Source organism: Pseudomonas sp. TE12234, from assembly GCF_054061835.1.
Map to the genome: position 1 here is coordinate 301,600 of NZ_JBSSEP010000004.1, position 16,410 is coordinate 318,009.

At 61.6% G+C, this 16,410-nt stretch carries 17 protein-coding genes; 5 read left to right on the forward strand and 12 right to left on the reverse strand.

The window, feature by feature from the left end:
* Positions 1-71: 71 nt before the first annotated feature.
* The 4 genes from ACVWYU_RS09630 to ACVWYU_RS09645 form a co-directional block, all read right to left on the reverse strand.
* Complete coding sequence (locus ACVWYU_RS09630; protein ID WP_457372577.1) at positions 72-746, reverse strand: glutathione S-transferase family protein; 675 nt, start codon at positions 744-746, stop codon at positions 72-74.
* A gap of 84 nt (positions 747-830) precedes the next feature.
* Positions 831-1,748 (reverse strand): aromatic amino acid exporter YddG, encoded by a 918-nt coding sequence (gene yddG / locus ACVWYU_RS09635; RefSeq protein ID WP_457372578.1) that lies wholly within the window; start codon positions 1,746-1,748, stop codon positions 831-833.
* Positions 1,749-1,805: 57 nt separating this feature from the next.
* On the reverse strand, positions 1,806-2,603 hold the full coding sequence (locus ACVWYU_RS09640; protein WP_457372579.1) for a hypothetical protein: 798 nt from the start codon (positions 2,601-2,603) through the stop codon (positions 1,806-1,808).
* Positions 2,604-2,924: 321 nt separating this feature from the next.
* Positions 2,925-3,827 carry a LysR family transcriptional regulator gene (locus tag ACVWYU_RS09645; protein ID WP_457372580.1) on the reverse strand — a complete coding sequence of 301 codons (903 nt, stop codon included), beginning with the start codon at positions 3,825-3,827 and terminating at the stop codon, positions 2,925-2,927.
* Positions 3,828-3,940: 113 nt separating this feature from the next.
* Here ACVWYU_RS09645 and ACVWYU_RS09650 point away from each other — a divergent pair, with 113 nt between their 5' ends.
* A complete protein-coding gene (locus ACVWYU_RS09650) occupies positions 3,941-4,543 on the forward strand; it encodes an NADPH-dependent F420 reductase (RefSeq protein WP_090319402.1) in 603 nt (200 codons plus the stop codon).
* A 99-nt stretch (positions 4,544-4,642) separates the two neighbouring features.
* On the opposite strand, the gene ACVWYU_RS09655 is transcribed toward ACVWYU_RS09650, so the two are convergent.
* From ACVWYU_RS09655 to ACVWYU_RS09665, 3 genes are read right to left on the reverse strand one after another with little or no spacing between them, the layout of a single operon-like run.
* Positions 4,643-5,824: an acetyl-CoA C-acetyltransferase gene (locus tag ACVWYU_RS09655; protein ID WP_090319405.1), complete on the reverse strand. Its 1,182-nt coding sequence runs from the start codon at positions 5,822-5,824 to the stop codon at positions 4,643-4,645.
* 11 nt (positions 5,825-5,835) lie between these two features.
* Complete coding sequence (locus ACVWYU_RS09660; RefSeq protein ID WP_247254316.1) at positions 5,836-6,501, reverse strand: CoA transferase subunit B; 666 nt, start codon at positions 6,499-6,501, stop codon at positions 5,836-5,838.
* Positions 6,502-6,537: 36 nt separating this feature from the next.
* Positions 6,538-7,236 carry a CoA transferase subunit A gene (locus ACVWYU_RS09665; protein ID WP_047530551.1) on the reverse strand — a complete coding sequence of 233 codons (699 nt, stop codon included), beginning with the start codon at positions 7,234-7,236 and terminating at the stop codon, positions 6,538-6,540.
* Positions 7,237-7,495: 259 nt separating this feature from the next.
* On the opposite strand from ACVWYU_RS09665, the gene ACVWYU_RS09670 reads away from it, so the two are divergent.
* Positions 7,496-8,398, forward strand: a complete 903-nt coding sequence (locus ACVWYU_RS09670) for a LysR family transcriptional regulator (protein WP_090319411.1) — start codon at positions 7,496-7,498, stop codon at positions 8,396-8,398.
* 106 nt (positions 8,399-8,504) lie between these two features.
* Here the strand turns inward: ACVWYU_RS09670 and ACVWYU_RS09675 are convergent, their stop codons facing one another.
* Positions 8,505-9,350, reverse strand: a complete 846-nt coding sequence (locus tag ACVWYU_RS09675) for an NAD-dependent protein deacetylase (protein WP_457372581.1) — start codon at positions 9,348-9,350, stop codon at positions 8,505-8,507.
* Between the two features lie 108 nt (positions 9,351-9,458).
* Entirely contained in the window at positions 9,459-10,505 is a 1,047-nt protein-coding gene (locus ACVWYU_RS09680; protein WP_248914160.1) for a class I SAM-dependent methyltransferase, read from the reverse strand.
* A gap of 506 nt (positions 10,506-11,011) precedes the next feature.
* Here ACVWYU_RS09680 and ACVWYU_RS09685 point away from each other — a divergent pair.
* The 3 genes from ACVWYU_RS09685 to ACVWYU_RS09695 all read left to right on the forward strand — a co-directional run bounded on the left by ACVWYU_RS09685 (position 11,012) and on the right by ACVWYU_RS09695 (position 14,081).
* Positions 11,012-12,346: an acetamidase/formamidase family protein gene (locus tag ACVWYU_RS09685; RefSeq protein WP_457372582.1), complete on the forward strand. Its 1,335-nt coding sequence runs from the start codon at positions 11,012-11,014 to the stop codon at positions 12,344-12,346.
* A 144-nt stretch (positions 12,347-12,490) separates the two neighbouring features.
* Positions 12,491-13,330 (forward strand): HvfB family MNIO-type RiPP peptide maturase, encoded by an 840-nt coding sequence (locus tag ACVWYU_RS09690; RefSeq protein ID WP_457372583.1) that lies wholly within the window; start codon positions 12,491-12,493, stop codon positions 13,328-13,330.
* Positions 13,331-13,358: 28 nt separating this feature from the next.
* A complete protein-coding gene (locus ACVWYU_RS09695; protein ID WP_457372607.1) occupies positions 13,359-14,081 on the forward strand; it encodes an HvfC family RiPP maturation protein in 723 nt (240 codons plus the stop codon).
* Positions 14,082-14,113: 32 nt separating this feature from the next.
* On the opposite strand, the gene ACVWYU_RS09700 is transcribed toward ACVWYU_RS09695, so the two are convergent.
* The 3 genes from ACVWYU_RS09700 to ACVWYU_RS09710 are packed head-to-tail and all read right to left on the reverse strand — an operon-like array spanning position 14,114 to position 16,127.
* Positions 14,114-14,755, reverse strand: coding sequence for a hypothetical protein (locus ACVWYU_RS09700; protein WP_248914163.1), 642 nt, complete (start codon positions 14,753-14,755; stop codon positions 14,114-14,116).
* A complete protein-coding gene (locus ACVWYU_RS09705) occupies positions 14,746-15,741 on the reverse strand; it encodes a hypothetical protein (RefSeq protein ID WP_457372584.1) in 996 nt (331 codons plus the stop codon). The genes ACVWYU_RS09700 and ACVWYU_RS09705 overlap by 10 nt, the downstream gene beginning before the upstream one ends.
* Positions 15,705-16,127: a hypothetical protein gene (locus ACVWYU_RS09710; protein ID WP_247254322.1), complete on the reverse strand. Its 423-nt coding sequence runs from the start codon at positions 16,125-16,127 to the stop codon at positions 15,705-15,707. Before ACVWYU_RS09710 ends, ACVWYU_RS09705 begins: the two co-directional genes overlap by 37 nt.
* Positions 16,128-16,410: the final 283 nt, after the last annotated feature.

Genomic DNA, 16,410 nt, shown 5'->3' on the forward strand with positions numbered 1-16,410 from the left:
CCACAAGGTCTGGCGCAGTCAAGCCTCCCGGCGCACCGGATAGCTTTTGATCACCTCCAGAGGGGATCGGGTTATTGAGCCTGGTTCTGCGGGAACAGGTTGCGGCGGGTTTCTTCGTCGAATTCAGCTTTCAGCACCAGTTGAGCTTTCAGGCCGTGAGCACGTTGGGCTGCGGGGCGGGCGCTGATTTCATCGAACAGGCGCTTGACGTTCGGGTAGGCGGCCAGGCCGTTTTCGCCCAGGATGTACGGCGCGTAATTGGCCCAGCCCCAGAGTGCCATGTCGGCGATGCTGTAGGTGTCGCCGGCCAGGTACGGGTGATTGGCCAGGCGCTGGTCGAGCACGCGGTAGTGACGCTCGACTTCCTTGAGGTAGCGGTTTTTCGCGTAAGGCAAGTCTTCCGGTGCGTGGTGCAGAAAGTGCACGGCCTGGCCGGAGAACGGCGAGAGGCCGGTGGCGATGAACATCAGCCACGACAGCAGTTCGGCATTGCCGGCAGCGGTGGTGGGCAGGAAGCGCTGATGTTTTTGCGCCAGGTGCAGCAGGATCGCTTGCGAGTCGAAAACCGTGGCGTCGCCATCGACCAGGGCTGGCACCTTGGCGTTCGGGTTGATCGCCAGAAAGTCCGCCAGATGTTGCTCGCCCTTGAAGGTATCGACGCCGATCAATTCATAAGGCGTTTGCAGTTCTTCGAGCAGCAGGGCGACTTTCATCGGGTTGGGCGAAGGGTGGAAAAAGAATTTCATGGTGTAGGCCTCAGTCAGTGGTGGGTTGTGAACTGAGGCTGATGTTGGATGAAACCCGTTCGAATGACGTACGAGGTTTTTGCTCTAGTCGTGCGAAACCATCGAAGGTGTTGCAGGGGATTTGCCGAGGGGTTGCGACGTGGCGATCACCGCGCCAGCAATGATCAGTAAGGCGGGGATCATCAGGATCGGGCTGGCATGGCTGCGCCCGATCAGAATCAGCAGCACGGTGGAAATCAGCGGCGCCAGGTAAGACAGCGCCCCCAGCGTGGCCAGACTGCCGTGTTTGGTCGCGTGGTCCCAGGCAAAGAACGCCAGCCCCGCCGGCCCCAGGCCGAGGACGATAATGGCTGTCCATTGGCTCGCATTCGGCCAAATAGTGGTTTCCAGCACCCAATGGCAAACCAGCCCCGCTGCTGCGGACATGCCGCAGATGCCGCCGATGGTGCTGCTGGGCACTTCGCTGAATCGTCGATTGAACACGGAGTATCCGGCCCAGATTACTGCACAGCCGAACGCCGCCAGGTAGCCGGCGAAGGGCGTGGCGGCGGACGTCTCCGTGCCGCGTTGTTGCATGATGAAGGCCGTGCCGGCCAGGCCCAGCACCGCGCCGAGCACCTGTCGCTTGTGCAGTTTTTCTCCGGCGGCAAACGCCGAGAGCAGCACCAGCAACAGTGGCCACAGGTAGTTGATCAGACTGGCTTCGGCCGCTGGCGCGGATTTGAGCGCGAAAAAATACAGCGCGTGATAAACGAAAATGCCGACAAAGCCCGTCGCCCATACAGCCCAGGGTTGGCGCCAGCTCCTGAAACCACTGAGGCCCCGACGGCCGAGAATCATCAGGCTCGCGGCAAAGGCCACGGCGAAACTCAGTGTCAGCAATTCAAAGGGGGGGATGCCTTCGGTGAGGGTGGTCAACAACGCCAGGCAGGACCAGAGGAAGATCGCAATCACGCCGACCGCTGTGGCGGCGTGAGCAGTACGGACGCGAGACGTGGTCATGTCTGTTCCTTCAGGTCGTTGAACGGGCGACTTCCTTGCCCGATGACCAGATGCAGCTTAGCGCTTGATCGCGGTTCGTCCAGCCTCCGCCGCCATCGGGCCGACGGGCCGCGCCAGCAAGCGTTTGGTCACCCCCAGCATCGCCACCGATACCGCCACTCCAAGGGTGAATGCGTGCATCCCGAGTTCAGGCAATGCCAGCGCCAGGACCAGGCAAAAGGCCGAGAACGAGTACATCCCGGTTGCCGTCGCCCGCAGCAGGGCAGCGGTAAACGCCGGACCACGGGTTTGCTGGGAAAACACCGCCATCACGCTGCCCAGCACCGGGAACACGGCGAGCAAGCCGCTCCAGCGATCGCCCACGGTGCTGGCGAGCAAGGTGACCGCAAGAGTCAGCAAGGCGCCGGCCATCATGCGCAGCAGCAGTTTGTCGGACTTCGGTGCCGGGCCTGACACGATCGGCTGTACCGACGGGAACAGGTAGGGCGCGGCCAGCAGTGCCGTTGCGGCGGCGATCACTGACAATGGCAGCGACGGCGGGATCAACGACAGCAGCACCGCCGCCGTGGCCCACACCAGCAGCGAAGCCCCTAGCGCCAGCGGCCATCCCGTGCGTTGGGCAACCTGTGCGTAGGTCACACAGAAGGCGATCATCGCGAACATCGCCGACAGGGCCGCCGTGGCCGATTGCGCAGCGAAGGCGATCCCTTGTTCGATGGCGAGGAAGAACAGAATCGGCCCGACCACCACCGGCAATCCGGACAGCCAACCGGCCACGCTCGGCCCCCAGCGTTTACCGGCCAGGGAAATGAGCAGCAGAAATCCCGGAATGACCAGCAGTTTGAGCATCAGCACACGCACATCTCCAATCTGTTTCAGGCGGCAACGTTAGCATTGCGAACAGTGGATTGCTCTATAGAGTTAGAATTATTGTATACAACTTTTCATCTGACCCTCTCACACCCCTTTAGGAGTTGGCTTGCCAGCGAAAGCTTTACCCTCATCAACACCCTAATCGGAGGCAGCCACTTCATCGCCAACAACCCGACTTGGCGTGGGAGTTGTTTGTGCTGATCAGCGGGGCGAACGCCTGGTTGATCCTGCAGTTTCTGGGGTGAGTGACAGCAACGTTGTGCCGACAGTGAACAAAGGTTCTATGGTCCTGGCGATGAACCCTCACACGCTGTCGCGGTGAAACGCCTCGACCATGTAGTCAATGAACACCCGCGTCTTGGCCGGCATCAGCGTCCGGCTCGGGTAATACAGTGAAATAGCCCCCGCATCGGCATGCCAGTCCGGCAGCACGCGTACCAGTTCGCCGCGCTGAATAGGCGCTTGTACGTCGGGCAGGATCAGCAGGGTGACGCCCAAGCCAAGAATTGCCGCTTCGCGCATGGCCGCCGGGTCATTGAGCACGATGTTCTCGTTCAGGCTGGCTGTGGCTGCATTGCCGGCGCCATCTTGCATGAGCCATTGGCGAATGCGTCCGGTGCGGCTGCCGCGCATCACGATGCCATTGAGTCGTGACAACTCTGAAGGGTGGCCCGGCAGGGGTTGCCCTGCCAGGTACGCAGGGGAGGCCACGGCCACAATATCCGCCACCGCGAGTTTCCTTGACACGACCCCTGGCGTTAGCTCGAAGGCCCCACCGATGGCGGCGTCATAGCCTTCAGCGATCAAGTCCACCTGGCGATTTTCGAAGTGCCATTCGGGGCGGATTAATGGGTAACGCGCGAGAAAGGCTGGAAGCAATGGCAACACATGGCTGATGCCAAACGTCGGCGGCAGGCTCACCTTGAGCACGCCGGCGGGTTCGCCACGGTCGCTGCTCACGGCGCTGATCGCCGTTTGCAGTGCCTCCAGATTACCGCCGATGTCGGCCAGAAAACGTTCGCCGGCTTGCGTGAGGGACAATTTGCGCGTCGAGCGCTGAAACAGCCGTACGCCGATGTTGCGCTCGAGTATTGCCACATTGCGGCTGACCGCCGCAGGCGTCAGTGCGAGCAACCGCGCGGCGGCGGAAAAACTCCCCGTTTCGGCGCTGCGCACAAAGGATTCAAGGTTGGCGAGGGTTTCCATGGGGCGACACCTGATAGCAATGCTTGAAGATCATTCAATTTATTACCGGCTAATCAAGCGCTAATGGCAAGTGCAGTATTCACTCCAACCACCACCCCTCGGAGTGAAAAACCATGAGCACCATCGGAATCATCGGCGCCGGCGCAATCGGCGCAGCATTTGCCAGAGCACTGTCGCGTCAAGGCATTGAACTGGTCATCGCCAACAGTCGCGGCCCTGAAAGCCTGGCGTCACTGGTGGCAGAACTCGGACCGACCGCTCGCGCCGGCACCCGTGAAGAGGCGGCCGCCCAGCCTATCGTGCTGGTAGCCGTGAACTGGTCGAAATTGCCTGCCGCGCTGGCGGGTCTGCCGGCGTTTGACGGGCGGATCGTGATCGATGCCAACAACTCGATAGAGGCACCAACGTTCAAGGCAATAGATCTGCAAGGCCGTATGTCCAGCGAAGTGTTCGCCGAGTGGGTGCCCGGTGCGCGGGTGGTCAAGGCTTTCAATCACCTGGCGGCGGGATTGCTTGAGCGTGATCCGGCAGCAGAGGGCGGACGGCGAGTGCTGTTTGTCTCGGGTGACGATGCCGACGCCAAAGCGCAGGTGGTGGACTTGATCGAGCGAGTGGGGTTTTTCGGGATCGATCTGGGGACGCTGAGTGTCGGGGCCAGGCTGGCGCAGTTTCCGGGCGGACCTTTGCCGATCTTGAACCTGGTCAGATTTGCCTGAAACCCGGGCAAAAAGAACCCGGTGCGACCTGAGTCACACCGGGTGTTTTACCAGGCTGCAACGGTTCTTCGTGGGTCCCCGCGCAGCCTGTTGAACGCTTTACGCCCGTTCGATCGCCAGAGCCACGCCCTGACCACCACCGATGCACAGGGTGGCGAGGCCTTTCTTGGCGTCACGCTTGATCATTTCGTGCAGCAGCGTCACCAGTACCCGGCAACCCGACGCACCGATCGGATGGCCCAAAGCGATGGCGCCGCCGTTGACGTTGACCTTGTTCAGGTCCCATTCCAGGTCCTTGGCCACTGCCAGGGATTGCGCGGCGAAGGCTTCGTTGGCTTCGATCAGGTCAAGCTGGTCGATGGACCAGCCGGCTTTGTCCAGGCAACGACGGGTCGCCGACACCGGGCCGATGCCCATGATCGCCGGGTCCACGCCAGCGTTAGCGTAGGCCGCGATTTTCGCCAGCACCGGCAGGCCCAGGGCCTTGGCTTTTTCAGCGCTCATCAGGATCACGGCGGCGGCACCGTCGTTGAGCGACGAAGCGTTACCGGCGGTCACCGAACCGTCCTTTTTGAAGGCGGGTTTGAGCTTGCCCAGGGATTCGGCGGTGGTGCCGGCCCGTGGCTGCTCATCGGTGGCGAAGGACAGCGGATCGCCCTTGCGCTGGGGAATCAGGATCGGCGTGATCTCATCGACAAAACGCCCGCCTTCGATGGCAGCGGTGGCTTTCTGCTGAGAAGCGGCGGCGAATGCATCTTGCTGCTCGCGGGTCAGGCTGTACTTCTCGGCCAGGTTTTCGGCGGTGATGCCCATGTGGTAATCGTTGAACGCATCCCACAGACCGTCACTGATCATGGTGTCGACGAGCTGCGCGTTACCCATGCGCAGGCCGGTGCGAGCGCCGGGCATGACGTAGTTGGACAGGCTCATGTTTTCCTGGCCGCCAGCGATGATCACCTCGGCGTCGCCGCAACGGATGGCCTGGGCGCCCAGATGCAGGGCCTTGAGGCCGGAGCCGCAGACCTTGTTAAGGGTCATGGCGGGCACGGCGAAGGGCAGGCCGGCCTTGATCGACGCCTGGCGCGCAGGGTTTTGCCCGGCGCCGGCGGTCAACACCTGGCCCATGATCACTTCATCGACTTCGGCAGGGTCCAGACCGGTTTGCGCCAGCAACTGACGGATCACCGCCGCGCCCAAGTCAACGGCGGAGACGTTTGCCAGGGAACCCTGGAAACTGCCGATGGCGGTGCGTGTGGCGGCAACAATGACGACTTCTTGCATGGGATGATTCCTCACTGGTCAGCGAACTGCATTTCCGGAACGTGGTCCGGCACGATCAGTTTACCGGCGGTTTTGGCAACGATCTCTTCGACGCTGACGCCTGGAGCGCGTTCCTTGAGGACAAAAGCGCCATTTTCGATTTCCAGGTAGGCCAGGTCGGTCAGCACGCGCTTGATGCAACCGGCGCCGGTCAGCGGCAGGCTGCATTGGGACAACAGCTTGGACTCACCGTCCTTGGACGCGTGGGTCATGATGACGATGATGTTTTCTGCACCGGCCACCAGGTCCATGGCGCCGCCCATGCCCTTGACCAGTTTGCCGGGAATCATCCAGGAGGCGATGTTGCCGTGTACGTCGACTTCGAAGGCGCCCAGCACCGTCAGGTCGACATGGCCACCGCGGATCATCGCGAAGGACTCGGCCGAGGAAAAGATCGAAGCGCCGATGCGGGCGGTCACGGTTTGTTTGCCGGCGTTGATCATGTCGGCATCGATGGTTTCTTCAGTGGGAAAAGGACCCATGCCGAGCAGGCCGTTTTCCGACTGCAGCATGACTTCCATGCCTTCGGGGATGTAGTTGGCGACCAGGGTCGGAATGCCGATGCCCAGGTTCACGTAGAAGCCGTCCTGCATTTCGCGGGCGACGCGTTGAGCCATTTGTTCGCGGGAAAGTGCCATTGTTGTTATTCCTTCATTCGGTCCGGGGGCAGGGGATCACTTACGCACGGTGCGCTGTTCGATGCGCTTCTCGAACGTGCCGCAAATGATCCGGTCGACGTAGATGCCAGGGGTGTGGATCTGCGACGGCTCCAGCTCGCCGGGCTCGACGATTTCCTCGACTTCGACCACGGTGATCTTGCCGGCGGTGGCGGCCAGCGGGTTGAAGTTCTGGGCGGTGTGGCGGTAGATCACGTTGCCGAAATGGTCGGCTTTCCAGCCTTTGACAATGGCGAAGTCACCGGTGATGGATTCTTCCATCAAGTACTTGCGGCCATGGAATTCGCGCACTTCCTTGCCTTCGGCAACCGGAGTGCCGACACCCGTGGCGGTGAAGAACGCGGGGATGCCGGCGCCGCCTGCGCGCATTTTTTCGGCGAGGGTGCCTTGCGGGGTCAGGATGACTTCGATTTCGCCCTTGAGCAGTTGTTCTTCGAACAGCTTGTTTTCGCCGACGTAGGAGGCCACGACTTTGCTGATCTGGCGGTCGGTCAGCAATACGCCGAGCCCGAAACCGTCGACGCCGCAGTTGTTGGAGACGACGGTGAGGTCGCGTGTGCCCTTGCGCTTGATCTCGGCGATCAGGTTTTCCGGGATCCCGCACAGGCCGAAGCCGCCGGCGATCACGGTCATGCCGTCTTCAAGACCTGCCAGAGCTTCCTCGTAGGAACTCACGCGCTTGTCGAAACCTGCCATATGCACCTCTTTTATTCTTTGTGGGCGGCTGGCTAGCCGTATGGGATGGAGTGTCTCGCTGCAAGATTGATTTGTTAAGTTGTTTTTTTGGCTGGATTAATTGATTAATTTCATTAAACAGTCATCCTGTACGCGCCGGCTTGCCAGCGATAAGCACCTGCTGAAAGCTTGACCGGGAACAGAGTATCTACAGTTCCTTGGCTGTTGATTTTACCCCGCGGCTTGAAATTTGCCGCTTGCAAACGGAGCGAAGCGACCTATGACCGTCAAGCAGATCCGCGCCTTCCTGGCGGTGGCCCAAAGCCTGAGCTTCGCCGTGGCCTGCGAACGCCTGCACCTGTCACAGTCGGCCTTGAGCCTGACCATCAAGGCGCTGGAGGAGGGCCTGGGCGGGCGCTTGTTCACCCGCAACACGCGCAACGTCGCGCTGACCGCCGAAGGCGAAGCGCTGGTGCCGCTGGCCCGTCGATTGATCGCGGACTGGGACAATGTCGAAGATGAATTGCGCCAGCGCTTCACCCTCCAGCGCGGACGCGTGACCCTGGCGGCGATGCCGTCGTTCGCCGGCAACCTGCTGCCACCGATCCTCAAGACCTTCCGCGCGCGCTACCCGAAAGTCAACGTCACGGTGAACGACGTGATCAACGAGCAGGTGCTGGAAATGGTTCGTGATCGCCAGGTGGAATTGGGGGTGGCGTTTGAGCCGACCCAGAGTTCGTCGCTGCATTTCACGCCGCTGTACGTTGACCGCTTTGTGGCGGTCGTGCCCCATGACTCGCCGCTGGCCATACTCAATGACATCGACTGGCTGACCTTGCTCAAGGAACCGTTCATTACCTTGCAGCGCCCCTCGACGGTGCGGGTGATGCTGGAGGAACACTTGCAGGCGCGGGGCATGAAATTGCCGGTGGAGTTTGAAAGCCATCAGTTGTCGACGGTCGGTCGGATGGTCGCCAGCGGGCTGGGCGTGAGCGCGGTGCCGGCCTTGTGCGCCGGGCAGATGCGCGAACTGGGCGCGCGTTGTATCACCTTGCGCGACCCGGTGGTGGAGCGGGCGCTGGGCGTGCTGACGTTGCCGGGAGGGGAGCTGTCGGCGGCGGCGCAGGCGTTGTTTGATGTGCTTAAAGAAGAAAGCCTGGGTTGGCAGGCAGTCGGACATTGATCACCCTGCTCGCGATGGACACCAGGACACCGCGGGCATTCAGATAGCCCGCGTCATCGTTGACGTCCATCGCGAGCAGGCTCGCTCCTACGAGGATTGGGTCGCATCAGTGGTGAGTGAGGCGCTGCGCCAATAACGGCAACAGCTGCTCGCAGGACATCTCTATCTTCAAATCCAGCAGGTCATCGGCCCGGGTCTTGCCCAGGTTGATCGCCAGCAACGGCTTGCCCTGATCCACCACCGTGCGGCACAGGCGAAATGCCGAATAGGCCATCAACGACGAGCCGACGACCAATAGCCCGGCGGCCTTTTCCACCGCAGCCATCGCTTTGGCGGCGGTTTCCTGTGCAACGTTTTCGCCAAAGAACACCACGTCCGGTTTCATCCGTTCACCGGCGCAGTACGGGCAACGCGGCACCTGAAAGCGGGCTTCGAAGGCGGTATCCAGCAAGGTATCGCCATCCGGCGCCTGTACGGCATCCACACCGGCCAGATAGGGGTTTTGCGCTTCCATCAGTTGCTGGATCGAATCCCGTTCGCTGCGTTTCGCGCAGTCCAGGCACAGCACCCGTTGCAGGCTGCCGTGCAGTTCGATCACGTCATGGCTGCCGGCCTGATCGTGCAGGGTGTCGACGTTCTGGGTGATCAGGCCGCTGATCTGCCGGGTACTCTGCAAGCGGGCCAGGGTGTCGTGAGCCACGTTCGGCCGCGCCTGGCGCACCCGTGGCCAGCCGAGCATCGCCCGCGCCCAATAACGTCGGCGGGACTCGGGTGCCGAAAGAAATTCCTGATACATCATCGGCTGCCGGCCACGGCGTACGCCCTGATTGTCGCGATAGTCCGGGATACCCGACGGGGTGCTGATCCCGGCACCGGTCAGGACCACGAACGGTTCGTCGGCCATAAGCTGTTGGAGACGGTCGAGTTGTTCGTGGATAAGGCTGTCGAACATGTCGGGAAACCTGTAGGAGCGAGCTTGCTCGCGATGGTGTGTCAGTCGACATCAATGTATCTGATACACCATCGCGAGCAAGCGGGCTCCTACCAAAGGCAGCCGGGTTTACTTGCGTGCTTCAAGAATCAGGTTGAACGGCGTTTGCGTCGCCCGGCGGAAACTGGAGAACCCGGCTTCGGTGAACACCTTGCGCAACCGCGCTTCGCCCGCCTGGGCACCGAGGCCGAGGCCGACTTCCTGGGACAGCGAGTTCGGCGTGCAGATGAAAGTCGAGGCGGCATAGAACAAACGTCCGACCGGGTTGATGTTTTCATCGAGCGTGTCGTTGGCGAATGGCTCGACCAACAGCACCGTGCCGTCCGGTTTCAGCGACTCGTAGGCGTGTCTGGCCGCGCCGACCGGGTCGCCCATGTCATGCAGGCAATCGAAATAGCAGACCAGGTCATAGTCGTTGCCGGGGTAGCTCTTTGCCGTGCCCTGGAAGAATCGCGCCCGTCCGGCCACGCCACCTTCTTCGGCACGCTGGGTGGCGACGGCGACAGACGGCGCATGGTAGTCGAACCCGACAAATCGCGACTCGGGGAAGGCCTGGGCCATGATCACGGTGGAGGCGCCATGCCCGCAGCCGATGTCCGCGACTTTCGCGCCGGCTTCCAGCTTGGCCACCACGCCTTCAAGTGCCGGCAGCCATTCGGCGATCAGATGGGCCTTGTAGCCTGGGCGGAAGAACCGCTCCGTGCCGCTGAACATGCAGGGATGGTGATCGCCCCAGGGCAGGGCGCCGTCGCCGCGCATGGCGTTGACCAGTTTGTCCTTGTCATGGAAAAACGACGCGACCACCCCGATACCACCGGCGATGTAGACCGGCGAGTCCTCGATGGCCAGCGCCAGGGCCTGTTCTTCGGGCAGGCGGAACTGCCCGTCGATGTGTTCCATATAGCCGGAGGCGGCGTGGGCGCTGAGCCATTCGCGCACCAGGCGTGGGTTGCAGCCGGTCTTGCCGGCGAGTGTTTCAGGGGTGACTGGCTGACTGTCGGCCATGGCCCGGTACAGCCCGAGTTCTTCGCCGAGAATGACGTTGGCGAGCATCGCCGCGCCGCCCATGTCATTCACCAGTTTGCCCATGAAGTCATTGAGTCTGGCCTCGTCCATCACGTGTGCTCCTTCAGAAAGGATCACGGTCCAGAGGCCGGGTGTGTAGGACTCGCGCGACTGGGCGGTGGTCGTGGGGGATGAACAGGACGATTTGCATGTCCTGAGTGAAATAAGTTTAGTTCGCGGGTCGAAAGCCGCCTTTGCTGGCGACGAAGGTACCTGTGGGAGCGGGCTTGCCGGCGAAAGCGCAGTGTCAGACAACAGATGGGCCAGATCTGCCGGCCTCATCGCGGGCAAGCCGAATGGTCGCACCGCCGCTCCCAGAGACATTTTGGCCAGCACTGCCTGCGCATGTATCCCACTGTATCTAACGGCCTTCCCGATACAGTCCCCCTCAATTCAGGGCCACCGCCGAACACAGAGCAGATACAAATCTGCGCTGAACTGTGCAGGCCGTTTTGGCGCCCTGAACCTTGGCGGCCAAGACCCTTTCCTTGGCCGTCGCAACCGGCGGCCGTTCGCTCCTGACACTGTTCCGCGCCTGATGCGGTCAAGGGGACCCAATGACAACGCTTGTGTCGCAAGTCAATCTCAACGCCACGCCGGTCGATCGCCTGCGGGTCGATCATTACACCCACGGCATCATCGGCCCCAGCCTGCCGATGCTGGGGCCTTTGGCCGACGGCGGCACCCTGATCACCGGAACGCCGCCGGGTTGCTGGGGGCCGATGATCACCCCGGCCTTTGAAGGCGGCCATGAAGTCACGCAACCGGTGGCCATCGCCGGTGCGCAAGTCGGCGATGCGGTCGCCATCAAGATCAAGAGCATGCGCGTGACCTCGCTGGCGACTTCGTCCGGGGTCATGACCTTTGTTGAGGGTCGTTACAACGGCGATCCGTTCGTCTCCAAGTTCTGCGCCAAGTGCGGCACCGAACATCCGGCCAGCCATGTCGACGGCATCGGCGAAGACTCGATTCGCTGTAACCACTGCGGCGCCGAAGTCAGCGCGTTTCGCTTCAGCCACGGCTATGTGATCGTGTTCGATGCGCAGAATCAGGTCAGCCTGACGGTCAACCAGGACATCGCCAATCAACTGGCCGGCCAGGCATCCGAAATGTCAGCGCTGCCGGAATTCGCCGCCCAGCATTCGATCCTGTCCCTGGCCCGTGCCGACATGCCTGGCGTCGCCGCGCACATGCGACCGTTCCTCGGCAACATCGGCACTATGCCGTCCCGCGATTTGCCTGATTCCCACAACTGTGCCGATTTCGGCCAGTATCTGATCAACGCACCGCACCGTTTCGGCATGACCCGTGAAGAACTGCATGCGGCCAAGACCGACGGGCACATGGACACCAATTCGATCCGCGAGGGCTGCGTATTGATCTGTCCGGTGAAAGTCCCCGGGGCCGGGGTGTACATGGGCGACATGCACGCCCAGCAGGGCAACGGCGAAATCGCCGGGCATGCCACCGATTGCTCCGGGGAAACCGAAGTGGTGGTCGAGGTGGTGAAAAACCTGACGCTGGACGGGCCGATCCTCCTGCAGAACCTCGACGACTTGCCGCCGATGGCGCGGCCAATGAACGCTGAACAACGGGCGAAGGTCCGTGAGCTGGGCGCCCGTTGGGGCCAGCACGAGATCGAGCAGAGCGGTCCGGTCACCTTTATCGGCAGCGGCGAAAATCTCAACCTGGCGGTAGAGAACGGCTTGACGCGTGCCGCACAGGTCACGGGCCTGCCGTATGACGAAGTGCTCAACCGCGCCACCCTCACCGGTTCGATCGACATCAGCCGCCTGCCGGGCACGGTGCGGGTGACGTTCCTGTGCCCGATGGAGGTGCTCGATCGCATTGGCATCGGTCATCTGGTGCGTGAGAAGTACGACCTGGCTTGACCCTGACCGACGGGTTTGTACCGAAGTGTGTACAGACCCGCTGGCGATACAAGCACTGCCGTTTTCCGTCGGTACGCAACACAGACCCGATACATCGATTCGATTAACTGTGATTGCGTACTGACAACCCCAGGAATCGCCACCATGCAAACCCCCATCATTTCAGCGAAGGCCAGCGCCGGGCTCGGCTTGCGTCGCGGTCTGCTCAAGGACCTCCAGGCTGCCCCGGCGGGCCAGTTCGACTTTCTCGAAGTCGCACCGGAAAACTGGATCGGCATCGGCGGCGCCCATGGCGCGGCGCTGCGAGTCCTGGCCGAGCGCTATCCGCTGTCCTGCCACGGGTTGTCGTTGTCCCTGGGCGGGCCGTCGCCGCTGGACGTCGGCTTTCTGCAAGAAGTGCGGATTTTTCTCGACCGTTACAACGTGCCGCTGTACAGCGAGCACCTGAGCTATTGCAGCGATGACGGTCATCTGTACGACCTGTTGCCCTTGCCGTTTACCGAAGAGGCGGTGCACCACGTCGCCGCGCGCATTCGTCAGGCCCAGGACATTCTGGGCCGGCGCCTGGCGGTGGAAAACGTCTCCTATTACGCCGCGCCACAGCAGGACATGGACGAGGTGATGTTCACCAACGCCGTGTTGCGCGAAGCCGATTGCGACCTGCTGCTGGACGTCAACAATGTGTACGTCAACTCGATCAACCACGGTTTCGATCCACACACCTTTCTCGCCGGTATCGATTCGGACCGGGTGGTGGCCATGCACATCGCCGGGCATTTCGATGAGTCCAACACCTTGAAAATCGATACCCACGGTGCGTCGGTCAAACCGGCGGTGTGGTCGTTGCTGGCCGAGGCCTATGCCCGGTTCGGCGCCCAGCCGACATTGCTGGAGCGGGATTTCAATTTTCCGGCGTTCAGCGAACTGGTCGCCGAGTTGCAGACCATTCGCCGTTTGCAGGCCAGGGAGGTGAGCCGTGGCTAATCGCTCGTTGCACGAACAACAAAGCAGCATGGGCCGTTATCTGCGCGACCCGGAGCACTGCGCGCCGCCCGCGGAAATGGACCCGGCGCGGGCACGGATTTACCGCGACCTGGTGTTCGCCAACCTGTCGTCATTGATCAGCGGCACCTTCCGGGTACTGGTGCAAATCCTCGGTGATGAACAGTGGCGTGCGCTGGTGCGGATTTTTCTGCGCGACTACCGTGCCCACACGCCGAAATTCGGTGAAATCGCCGAGGAATTTGTCGAGTTCCTGGCGTCTGCACCGCAGACATTGGCCGAAGGTTCCTGGCCGCCGTTCATGGTCGAGCTGGCGCACTACGAATGGGTCGAAATGGCGCTGCAACAATCCGAAGCCGAGCTGTTGCCAGCGGGCGACGCCGAGCAGTTGCCGAGTCGCCCGTTGCGCGTTTCGCCGCTGGCCTGGCCGTTGGCTTATGCCTGGCCGGTGCACTTGCTGGGGCCGGATTATCAGCCGGACGCCGCGCCAGCTCAGCCGACATTGCTGCTGGTGCGGCGGGCCGAAGACTGGCAGGTGAAGTTCTCCGAACTGAGCCCGTTGGCCTGGCGCTTGTTGCAACGCATCGACGAATGTCCAGAGCTGGACGGCCGTGCGCAATTGCGGGGGCTGGCGCTGGAGGCGGGTGGGTCCGTGTCGTCGACCTTCTTCGATGACGGCCTGGCGTTGATCCGTCAGCTGCATGGGGAAGGGGTGGTGGGCGTGAGGCAGTAGGGTCCCGTCGTTTAGCAGACGGCCAGGGCGCTTCAGTTGAAGCAACGCACCGTCGCGATCACCAGCGCAATCAGTTGGCCCGCCGGTGTCCACGCCACCTGGACGATCAGCAGGAGGATGAACGCCAAAAATGCCCTGAGCAGAAAGGCGTGGGTCATTTTGATGCAGGACACTTTGCGATTGGCCCCGGCGTGGTTGTACCTGACGGCGATAAGCAGCTTCTTGACCAGTTCGGGCTTGGGGGTGGCCGCGCTCCACAGGCTGGCCAGGTCCGTTGCATCGACACGGCTGGAGGTTGAAACCCTGAGCGTTTCGAAGGCCCATATGCCGGCCCTGAACAGGTACAACGTGGCCAAAAAGAAGATGGCCAGCGAACAGACGCTGAAGCTGATCGTTGATTTGTCGCTCCAGATGCTCGGCAGCAGAGAAGCCAGCACCGGTGTAAGCGCCGTCACGGCCGCCAGATAGATGCTGGCCTTGCTGTCTGCCGTTTTCCGGCGGTCCGATTCGGCGTCATCCAGGCGCCGCGCTTCCTCCAGGGCGGCGTCGGTGTCGACTGACCAGCGGGCGATATTGATTTTGGCGATGTCCTGCTTATGCCGGGCGTCCTGCAGCTTGAGCTCTTGCGAAGTGAGCGGCTCCATTGCAGGCCAGATCAGTTCTATCAAGTCCATGGACGACCCATCCCTTGAAGCTCGTCCACAATGGCACTGGTGATCGGCGCGCCGGTCATGTTTTCCAGCCAGGCCCACTGGCCATTGGGGTTGATTTCCAGAAACCAGAATCGATCATCCTGATCACAGATCAAATCAATCGCCCCAAAGCGTAAACCCAAGGCACGGGTCAGCTCGATGCACTGCTGTTGCAGGCGTTCCGGCAACTGGATGAGTTCATGCTTGAGGTCGGCATGGGAGCCGCGACGCCAATCCACCGTCGTCTCGGCATGCGCCTGGGACCCGATCGCAACGGCAAATACCCGCTGTCCAACCACGGTCACACGTACGTCGTACTGCTTGGCGATCTCTTGTTGGACGATGATCGGCGCCAGGGCCAGGGCGGGGGCATCCGCCGCACAGAGACCATCAAGGCGAGTGGTGAACATCACGCTCTCGCGCTCGCCCGTCAGCAGGGATTCTCTAAGGGGCTTGGCAATGGCGTTGAAGTGCTTGGTGATCTGTTGCGCCGTTTGCAGGTCGTTGGTGATACGAGCCGCCGGCACGTCAAACCCGAGGCGATGGGCAAGCAGCAACTGTCGCGGCTTGTCCTCCGCCAGGACAATTTGAGTCGGCGAGTTCAGCCAGCGCCCCTCAAGGCGGGTATACAGGCTTTTCAGCAAGCTGGCCCACTCCGACTCCGCGTAGCGGCGTGCGGCATCGTCGATGATGTTTTCACAAATCCGAGGCTTGCCCGGCCGCCTGAAGTAAGCGCCCGAAACCTGCGAGCCGCAGACCGTCCTGCCATCGAGTGTCAGCGTCCAGTCGTCGAGGATGCGATCCGAAAAGCTGCACGCCATGGAGGGCAGCAGTTCGGTGTTGAGCCGGAAAAAATCGATGCCCCGCCGCCTTGATTCGAGCACGACAAAGTCCGTCGTAATGTCCCGTTGATTGGTCACTAAAAGCAGCATCAGCGTGGCACGTCCGGCGCCGAGACATCGACGCATTCAGGGTCCAGCGTCGAGTCTGTAGTGTCATCCTTCTCCGCGACAGCGTTGGTCTTGGTGATCAACTCAAGCAGATAATCCAGCGAGGGATCGTCTTGCTCAGGCGCAGCAAGGGTTTTGGTGAGCAGTTCGAGCGGGTATTGGCTGACCGCTTCCATCATGACGAACGGCGTGTCGTCATCTTCCTCCACTCGAGCGTGTGTCTTGGTCAGAATCTCGGGAATTTGCCGGCATTCGACGAGGGGCATGGCGCCTTGTGCATGGTCGACCACCCATACATCCAGTTGCCTGGAGTAATGACCGGGAATACGGGCTTCACCGGTACGTAACGTTGCATGGGCGACCAGTAAGGGCGTGGCGTCAGCGGGCGAGTTCGACCTGGGCATGATACGTAGCTCCCTCAGCCTTGGATGCAGCACCGTTGAGTGTTGACGGCCATCCGGCTGAAGCCGGGGACAGGCGAAATTCATTGGTACGCGCCCTGGGCCGGACATCTTCAAGGATAGTCGAGAGTGCGGAGTTTTCCGGGGCGATGCTGTCACTTTGCCCCAGGTGTTTCAGTGATGAAACACTTGTAAGTCGTTGAAATTTTTTTGCTCGATCCCCGAAATAAACCTCAAGCCTGGCCGATACAAAGAGCAGGCGCACACAAACCCACGACAACAATAG

Coding starts and splice junctions, on each gene's coding strand:
- ACVWYU_RS09680 (WP_248914160.1), bottom strand. CDS start 10,505: ATGGACGAGGCCAGACTCAATGACTTCATGGGCAAACTGGTGAATGAC.
- ACVWYU_RS09665 (WP_047530551.1), bottom strand. CDS start 7,236: ATGGCAGGTTTCGACAAGCGCGTGAGTTCCTACGAGGAAGCTCTGGCA.
- ACVWYU_RS09655 (WP_090319405.1), bottom strand. CDS start 5,824: ATGCAAGAAGTCGTCATTGTTGCCGCCACACGCACCGCCATCGGCAGT.
- ACVWYU_RS09660 (WP_247254316.1), bottom strand. CDS start 6,501: ATGGCACTTTCCCGCGAACAAATGGCTCAACGCGTCGCCCGCGAAATG.
- ACVWYU_RS09705 (WP_457372584.1), bottom strand. CDS start 15,741: ATGCGTCGATGTCTCGGCGCCGGACGTGCCACGCTGATGCTGCTTTTA.
- ACVWYU_RS09630 (WP_457372577.1), bottom strand. CDS start 746: ATGAAATTCTTTTTCCACCCTTCGCCCAACCCGATGAAAGTCGCCCTG.
- ACVWYU_RS09670 (WP_090319411.1), top strand. CDS start 7,496: ATGACCGTCAAGCAGATCCGCGCCTTCCTGGCGGTGGCCCAAAGCCTG.
- ACVWYU_RS09695 (WP_457372607.1), top strand. CDS start 13,359: ATGGGCCGTTATCTGCGCGACCCGGAGCACTGCGCGCCGCCCGCGGAA.
- ACVWYU_RS09650 (WP_090319402.1), top strand. CDS start 3,941: ATGAGCACCATCGGAATCATCGGCGCCGGCGCAATCGGCGCAGCATTT.
- ACVWYU_RS09700 (WP_248914163.1), bottom strand. CDS start 14,755: ATGGACTTGATAGAACTGATCTGGCCTGCAATGGAGCCGCTCACTTCG.
- ACVWYU_RS09685 (WP_457372582.1), top strand. CDS start 11,012: ATGACAACGCTTGTGTCGCAAGTCAATCTCAACGCCACGCCGGTCGAT.
- ACVWYU_RS09675 (WP_457372581.1), bottom strand. CDS start 9,350: ATGTTCGACAGCCTTATCCACGAACAACTCGACCGTCTCCAACAGCTT.
- ACVWYU_RS09710 (WP_247254322.1), bottom strand. CDS start 16,127: ATGCCCAGGTCGAACTCGCCCGCTGACGCCACGCCCTTACTGGTCGCC.
- ACVWYU_RS09690 (WP_457372583.1), top strand. CDS start 12,491: ATGCAAACCCCCATCATTTCAGCGAAGGCCAGCGCCGGGCTCGGCTTG.
- yddG (WP_457372578.1), bottom strand. CDS start 1,748: ATGACCACGTCTCGCGTCCGTACTGCTCACGCCGCCACAGCGGTCGGC.
- ACVWYU_RS09645 (WP_457372580.1), bottom strand. CDS start 3,827: ATGGAAACCCTCGCCAACCTTGAATCCTTTGTGCGCAGCGCCGAAACG.